We start from the raw sequence: 7,572 nt of genomic DNA, 5'->3' as shown, positions 1-7,572 counted from the left end.
GCCGGGGACGCCGCGAGGTCGGGCAGCGGGTCGCCCGCGGCCACGTCGGCCCCGGGGTTCCCACCGGCCCGGCGCAGCGTGGCGCTCAGCTCGGCCGCCCCGTCGCCGAGGGTGCACACCAGGCGCTGCTCCCCGGGCCCGGCGCGCCGCAGCAGCTCGGTCACGGTGTCCGCGGCCTGTTGGAACGCGCACTCCGCTCCGGGGCCGCCGCACCGCGGGCAGCGGGCCGCCGCGGCCAGCAGGTCGGCGCACCGCTCCCAGGTCCGTCGGGCGTGCTCCGCTGCCGCCAGTTGGGAGAGGGCGCGGTCCAGCGGCTGGCCCCGGTAGGCGACGGTGGCGGCGTCGGCCGCCCGCTCTCCGGTGTAGGCGGCACGGACGGCGGGGGCGTCGGGGTCGGCCCCGGTGCGGCGGCAGCGGTCGAGGTAGTCGTCGGGGTCGAAGAGGGCGAGGCGGACGGGCCCGCCGCGGCGGGCGAGCTGCCGGAGATGGCGTTCGAGACCGCGCAGGTAGGCGTCGCCCGCCGCCTGCCCGCCGGCGCCCGACGCGTCGGCGGGTGCGGGGTCGCCCGCATCCCCGCCCGGTGCGGGCGGGGGTGCGGCGACGAGGACGGTGCTGACGGTCAGCGCGCGGTAGCCGGCCGCGGTGGCGGCGGGCCGGTCCGGCGGGTGGGGCGGGGGCGTCTGCTGCATGGTGCTCCTCCGGTGGCCGAGGCCTCGACGAACGATCACCACGCAGCGTAATCACGACCACTGACAGTGACGGTCGTAGTGGTCGCCAGGTGCGCCCCGGTCCGCGGGCGGACGGCGCGGGCTCAGCCCCGCGCGGCGGCGCCGCGGCCGGGGTTCTCCCCCGGCGAGCCGCCCGTCCGCCGGGCGCCCAGCGCGGCGAAGGAGGCGAGCAGCTCCACGTCGTCCACGGATCCCGGGTTCACGGCCCGCTCCAGCGGGGTGCCCTGCAGCAACCGCTTCACCGGGACCTCCAGCCGCTTGCCGGTGAGGGTGTGCGGGATGCCCGGCACCACCACCACGTCGTCCGGGACATGACGGGGCGACAGCTCCGTCCGGAGGGCCGCGGCGATCGCGGTGCGCAGGGCGTCGTCGTCGGCGACCCCCTCGGCGAGCTGCACGAACAGCGGCATCCAGTAGCCGCCGTCCGGCAGTTCCACCCCGACCACCAGGGACTCCCGCACCTGGGGCAGGCGTTCGACGACCTCGTAGATGTCCGCCGAGCCCATCCGGACGCCCTGTCGGTTCAGCGTCGAGTCCGACCGGCCGTGGATGACCACACCGCCGTGCCGGGTGACGGTGATCCAGTCGCCGTGACGCCAGACTCCGGGGTAGGTCTCGAAGTAGCTCTCGCGGTAGCGCCGGTCCTCCGGATCGTTCCAGAACCGCACCGGCATCGACGGCATCGGGTTGGTGACGACCAGCTCCCCCACCTCCTCGACCAGCGGCCGGCCGGCCGGGTCCCAGGCCTGGAGGTCGGTGCCCAGGCACGGTGCCTGCAACTCGCCGACGTGGACCGGCAGCGTCGGCACGGCGCCGGCGAAGCAGCTGCACACGTCGGTGCCGCCGCTGACGGAGGCGATCCACAGATCGGCGCCGACCTCCTCGTGCAGCCAGCGGAAACCGTCCGGAGGCAGCGGGGAACCGGTGGTCGCGACGCAGCGGGTCGCGCTGAGGTCCAGGTCCCGGCCCGGGTGGACGTCCTGCTTGGCGCACGCGGTGATGTAGGCGGCGGAGGTCCCGAAGAGCGTGGCACGCGTCCGCTCGGCGATGCGCCACTGCGCGTCCGCGGCGGGATACGCCGGGCCGCCGTCGTGGACGACCACGGTCGCCCCCACCAGCAGGCCGGAGACGAGGAAGTTCCACATCATCCAGCCGGTGGAGGTGTACCAGTACAACCGGTCCCCGGCGCCGAGGTCGCAGTGCAGGCCGAGTTGCTTGAGGTGCTCGACGAGGATGCCGCCCTGCGACTGGACGATCGCCTTGGGCAGACCGGTGGTGCCGGAGGAGTACAGCACCCACAGCGGGTGGTCGAAGGGGACCTGCTGGTAGACCGGCCGGGGCGGGTTCGGCCCCGGAGCGGTGAGCTCCTCCCAGGACAGCGCACCGGGCGGCGGCTCGCTGCCCAGCAGCGGGATGTGGACGGTGGCCCGCAGCGAGGGGAGTTCCCGGCGCAGCTCCGCGACGGTCGCCCTCCGGTCGTGCTCCTTGCCGCCGTACCGGTAGCCGTCGACGGTGAACAGCAGCACCGGCTCGACCTGCTGGAACCGGTCCAGCACGCTGCGGGCGCCGAAGTCCGGGGCGCAGGAGGTCCACACCGCGCCCACCGCCGCGGTCGCGAGGAAGGCGACGACGGCCTCGGGAATGTTGGGCAGGTAGCCGCTGACCCGGTCGCCGGGTGCCACGCCGAGCCGGCGCATCTCCTCGGCGAGCACCGCCACGCGGTCGCGGAGCTCGCGCCGGCTGACCGGCCGGGGCTGCTGTCCCTCGTCGACGGCGAGCAGCGCCGGTTCCTCCGCCGACGCGGGGTCGTCGGCCCATCGCAGCGCGTGGGCGGCGTAGTTGACGGTGGCGCCGGGGAACCAGCGCGCGCCGGGCAGCGAGGCGTCGGCCAGGGCGCGGTCGGCGCCCTGGCCCAGCGACACGTCGAACCACCGGGTCACCGCCCGCCAGAACCCGTCGGGTTCGCCGACCGACCACCGGTGGAGCGCCGCGTAGTCGGCGGCCGGGTCGTCCCCGGCGGGCGACGGGGCGCCGTGCTCCGCTGCGGCGAACCGGTGGAACCGGGTCAGGCGCGCCGCCTCGACGCGCTCCGGGGACGGGCGCCACAGCGGCTCGGGCGCGGCGGCCTGGTCGGCGGATGTCGTGGTCATTCTCGGCTCCCGGTGAGGTACGCGTCGTGTGCGTGGCCCCGCGCACGTGCGGGGGTGTGCGCGTGACGCGGTACAGCGCGACCCTGCCATGTCGCGCCCGGCCGCACCAGGGTGGGGAACCGCTTCGCCGTCCCGCGGCGGCCGGCGGGTCAGGTCATGGCGCTGCGCGCCGCGGCCGACCGCCGCAGCGCGTGCTCCACGACGGCGACCAGCGCCTCCCGGGCCGAGGACCGCACCCGGGCGTCGCAGAGCACCACCGGGATGTCCGGGTCGAGGTCGAGTGCCGCGCGGACCGCCTCGGGCGGGTAGCGATCGGCCCCCTCGAAGCAGTTGACCCCGACGGCGAACGGCAGCCCCCGGCTCTCGAAGAAGTCGATCGCGGCGAAGCTGTCCGCCAGCCGGCGGGTGTCGGCGAGGACCACGGCACCGATCGCCCCCTGCGCCAACTCGTCCCAGAGGAACCAGAACCGCTCCTGGCCGGGCGTGCCGAACAGGTAGAGCACCAGGGCGTCGCTGATGGTGATGCGGCCGAAGTCCATGGCGACCGTGGTGGTGCGCTTGGCGGCGACCCCGGTGGTGTCGTCCACCGGCCGGCCGGCCTCGGTCAGCCGCTCCTCGGTCTGGAGGGACCGGATCTCGCTGACCGACCCGACCAGGGTGGTCTTGCCGACTCCGAAGCCACCCGCGACCAGGATCTTCAGGGCCAGCGGGTCGGGCGCCGCCGTTGCTATGTCAGAGGGCCCGGAGACCATCGATCACCTCACGCAGAATGTTCTCGTCCGGTAGCTGAGCGGCCGGGATCGGGTGGCTGACCCGGACCAGGCCGGCCTCCAGCAGATCGCTGATGAGGACCCGCACCACACCGACGGGCAGGTCCAGTCCGGTCGCGAGCTCCGCGACGGACTCGGAGACCCTGCGGCACCGGTACAGGATCTCGCCGTGCTCGGGGGCGAGCCCCTGACCGCCGGGGAGGGTGGCGTCAGGGGGCAGCTCCTGGCCGCCCCCGATGAGGGCGGTCACCAGGGCGATCAAATCGAGGCGCTCTCCCCCGGCGACCCGGGTGCGCCCACGCGTCATCGCGTAGGGGCGCACCACCGGCCCCGCGTCCTCGTCGAACCAACCCTGGGTCATCGCACCGCCGGCCTCACGCCGGGTCGGTCGCGCCGAGGCGGGGAGCCGTGCCCAGGTGGTCGCCGACCCGGCGCACCAGCAGCGTCATCTCGTACGCGACCTGGCCGACGTCGGCGCCGGGCCCGGTCATGACAGCCAGGCAGCTGCCCGACCCGGAGGCGGCGACGAAGAGAAACGCTTCTTCGAGCTCGACCATGGTCTGCCGCACCGAGCCGACCTGGAACTGGCGGCCCACGCCCTTGGCCAGGCTGTGGAATCCGGAGGCCACCGCCGCCAGGTGCTCGCCCGCCTCGCGGTCCAGCCCCTGCGAGGACCCGCGGGCCAGCCCGTCACCGGAGAGCACCAGCGCGTGCTGGATGCTCCCGACCCGGGAGACCAGGTCGTCCAGCAGCCAGTCGAGCTCCGCGCTGCGGCCGGGCCCCCTGTCGTGTTCGGTCTGCGGTGCCGTCATCACTCTCGTCCCTCACGTCCGTCGGTACCGGGCGGGTTCTCCCGTGACCGGCTGTCCATCTCCTCCCGTCCCCGCTCCCAGCCGCGCTGGAACGAGGACATCCTCTCCCGCACCGACTCGGCGTCCGCGTCGGGTGCCGGATCCCAGCCGCCCGAGAGCGGTGGCGCGGCGCGCCGCAGCTGCGGCGCGAGGCCGGCCTGTCGCACCCGGCGGGGCAGTCCCGCCGTCGTGCCGTCCGTGGCGGGATCGGCGGGGTGGGCGGTCGGGACCGGGCCGGTCGCGGGGAGGTCGGGTTCGTCCCCCGGCGGGCCGTGCAGCCGGCGGCCGTTCTCGGCGATGAGCACCGGGGCACGGCGGCGCTGCGGGAGCGGGGTCGGCGGCGTCTCGTCACGGGAGTCGCCGTGCTCGGCCCCGTCCGCGGTCGGATCGTCGGCGCCGTCGGGGGCACGGTGGCGGCCGCTGCCGGGGGCGTCGTCGACCTCGGGCGCAGCCCCTCGTGACGGGAAGGGAACGTCCGGACCGGGACGGCGCCCGGACGCGGCCAGGGTCTCGCGCAGTGGGTCCGGGCCGTGCGCCGGGACCGGGATGTCCAGCTCGGCGGGGCCGTGCACCGAGACGGGCGCGTCCAGCTCCACGGGGCCGTCCACGGGTCCGTTGAGGAGAGCCGGGGGTGAGGGGCGGTCGGGCAGCGGCGCGCGGTGGTCGGTGTCGTCCGCGACGGCGTCGCTGAGCAGTTCTCCGGGGAGCAGCACGACCGCGGTGGTGCCGCCGTAGGGCGACGGGGCGAGCGTGACCCGGACGGCATGGCGCCGGGCCAGTCGGGAGACGACGAAGAGTCCCAGGCGGTCGGTGTCGGAGAGCTCGAAGTCCGGGCTGTTGGCGAGGGTGTCGTTGGCGGCTGCGAGTGCGGCGGGCGTCATGCCGAGGCCGCGGTCGTGGATCTCCAGCGAGAAGCCCTGGGGCACGCGTTCGCCCTGGACGTGCACGGCGGTGTGCGGCGGGGAGAACACCGTGGCGTTCTCCAGCAGTTCGGCTATGAGGTGGCTGAGGTCGGAGACGGCGTTGCCGGCCACCGACAGCCGCGGCATCCGCCGCACCTCTATCCGCTCGTACTGCTCCACCTCGGCGACGGCGCCGCGCACCACGTCCATCAGCTGGACCGGCTTGCGCCACTGCCGGGGCGGGGCCGCGCCGGAGAGGATGACCAGTCCCTCGGCGTGGCGCCGCATCCGGGTGGTCAGGTGGTCCAGGCGGAAGAGGTCGGCCAGCTCGTCGGCGTCGTCGGTGCGGCGCTCCATGGTGTCCAGCAGGCTCAACTGGCGGTGCAGCAGCACCTGGTTGCGACGAGCGAGGTTGACGAAGACATCGGAGACGCCGCGGCGCATGTCGGCCTGGCGGACCGTGGCCTCGACAGCAGCGCGCTGGAGGGTGTTCAGGGCGCGGCCGACGTCGCCGACCTCGTCCCGGCCGTACTCCAGCTTCGGGGCCTCCGTCTCCACGTCGACCGTCTCGCCCTCACCGAGGCGCCGCATCACGGCGGGCAGCCGCACGTCGGCGGCCTCGTGCGCCTCGCGCCGCAGCGCCCGCAGGTCCCGGACGAGCCCGCGGCCGACACGGATCGAGACGAACACCGAGACGAGGACGGCGGCCAGCCCCGCGACGCCGGCGAACGCCGCGCGGGTCAGCACCGCCGTCGCGGCCGGGGAGACCTCGTCCTGGTAGCGGTCGGCGGCGGCGTCGGCCAGCTCGCGGAGTTCGGTGGCGGCGGTCGAGGTGACGTCCTCCCAGCGCTCGGGGCCGATGGAGGCCTCGCCGTGGGAGATGAGGTTCTCCTCGGTGACGGTGAGCGTGTGGCCGAAGCCGACCTGCCAGAAGTAGTCGTGGGCCTGCCGGTCGTCCAGCGGCAGGTCGGGCAGGTGGGTGGCGAAGGCCTGCCGGCGCTCGGCGGCGCCCTCGGTCAGCCTCCGCTGCTCGGTGTCGGTGACCGTGCCCGCGACCAGGGCGCCCGCGATCAGCGCGTCCGTGCGGGAGAGGTACTCGGCGGCGTGGCCCAGCCCGGAGACCGCCCGCCCGTGGCGGTCGAGGTCGACGTTCTCCAGCAGGTGCAGCGCCGAGACGAACCGGACACCGGGCTCCGCCAGGCCGTTGTACGCCTCCAACGCGCTGGTGCGGGTCGTGGTGTTGGCGTCGACGTTGCCGCGGATCTGCTCCAACCGGTCGAGGCCGTTGAGCAGGCTGTCCAGCCGCTGCTGCGCCCCGTCGTTGAGGTCGCCCCGGGCACCGGTGTCGGCGGCGACGCGGAGTCGCGCCACCGCGCCGTCGGTGATGGTGCGGGCGCGCCGCAGGTCGGCCTGGTTGCGCGGGTCGGCCAGGTAGACCATGGTCTGGCGCCGTTCCTGCTGCAGCGAGCGGACCGCGGTCTCGGCCGGCCGGCCGAGGCTGTCGGAGACCGCGGAGACGGCGAGCAGCTCGCGGGCCTCCTGCGCCGTGATCGCGACCGAGAACGCCCAGAGCGCGACCAGCGACGTGAGGGGCACCAGGAGCAGTGCCGTGATCTTCCGCCGGACGGACTTCCCCCGAAAGCGCATGACCTCCCCTAAGTCCGTGGCGAAACCGAGTCGTTGTGCCGGACCACATCCTCTCTCCCCGGGCCCCGGATGGGAAACGGCGGGGGCCGGATGGATGTGCGGCGCGCCTCATCCTTACTGTTCACCTGCGGGCGTGCAAGGCGTTCTACGATGGTCGCGCGTGACATTTCCGCGCATCTCGTCGTTCATCTCGCCGTGCAGGGGAGCGCAGGAGGATGGACCCCAGACCCCGTATGCCGGACCCGGTGCGTGACGCCGCGGTCCGCGCGGTGCTGTTCGTGGCGGTGACGCTGGTTCAGCTGCTGGTGCTGGTGCTCAGCGCCTTGGCGGGCTCCTGGCTGGCCGTACCGATGGTCTTCAGCACGCTGCTGAGTGTGATCCTCTCCACATGGGGGGTCCTGGACATCTGGATCACCCGTCAGATGTGGCGGCAGCGGCACGGCGTGGTGTCGCTGCCCAACAGCGTGGCCCGGCGGCGCGCGCTGGGACGCGAGGGCTGACCGGGGCGGCGAGCCGCCCCGGTC

General features: G+C 74.7%; 7 protein-coding genes. 1 reads left to right on the top strand and 6 read right to left on the bottom strand.

Annotated elements, in window-relative coordinates; all coding sequences use genetic code 11:
• The 6 genes from HCN52_RS19235 to HCN52_RS19210 all read right to left on the bottom strand — a co-directional run.
• On the bottom strand, positions 1-689 hold a 689-nt coding region (locus HCN52_RS19235; RefSeq protein ID WP_512700788.1), incomplete at its 3' end, for a DUF8829 domain-containing protein.
• Between the two features lie 122 nt (positions 690-811).
• Complete coding sequence (locus tag HCN52_RS19230; RefSeq protein WP_168089704.1) at positions 812-2,878, bottom strand: acetoacetate--CoA ligase; 2,067 nt, start codon at positions 2,876-2,878, stop codon at positions 812-814.
• Positions 2,879-3,027: 149 nt separating this feature from the next.
• Positions 3,028-3,630 carry a GTP-binding protein gene (locus HCN52_RS19225; RefSeq protein ID WP_168089703.1) on the bottom strand — a complete coding sequence of 201 codons (603 nt, stop codon included), beginning with the start codon at positions 3,628-3,630 and terminating at the stop codon, positions 3,028-3,030.
• Positions 3,611-4,009 (bottom strand): DUF742 domain-containing protein, encoded by a 399-nt coding sequence (locus HCN52_RS19220; RefSeq protein ID WP_168089702.1) that lies wholly within the window; start codon positions 4,007-4,009, stop codon positions 3,611-3,613. Before HCN52_RS19220 ends, HCN52_RS19225 begins: the two co-directional genes overlap by 20 nt.
• Before the next feature lie 13 nt (positions 4,010-4,022).
• Positions 4,023-4,460, bottom strand: a complete 438-nt coding sequence (locus HCN52_RS19215; RefSeq protein ID WP_167934763.1) for a roadblock/LC7 domain-containing protein — start codon at positions 4,458-4,460, stop codon at positions 4,023-4,025.
• The gene (locus HCN52_RS19210) at positions 4,460-7,048 is read right to left on the bottom strand and encodes a sensor histidine kinase (protein WP_168089701.1); all 2,589 of its coding nucleotides are present in this window, start codon (positions 7,046-7,048) and stop codon (positions 4,460-4,462) included. Before HCN52_RS19210 ends, HCN52_RS19215 begins: the two co-directional genes overlap by 1 nt.
• A gap of 215 nt (positions 7,049-7,263) precedes the next feature.
• Between HCN52_RS19210 and HCN52_RS19205 the strand changes: the two genes are divergently transcribed.
• Positions 7,264-7,548 carry a hypothetical protein gene (locus HCN52_RS19205; protein WP_312871412.1) on the top strand — a complete coding sequence of 95 codons (285 nt, stop codon included), beginning with the start codon at positions 7,264-7,266 and terminating at the stop codon, positions 7,546-7,548.
• The last annotated feature ends 24 nt before the right edge of the window (positions 7,549-7,572 follow it).

The sequence above is a fragment of the Streptomyces bohaiensis genome (assembly GCF_012033785.1).
Classification (GTDB): domain Bacteria; phylum Actinomycetota; class Actinomycetes; order Streptomycetales; family Streptomycetaceae; genus Streptomyces; species Streptomyces bohaiensis.
This window is presented reverse-complemented; position numbering and strand designations above follow the sequence as displayed.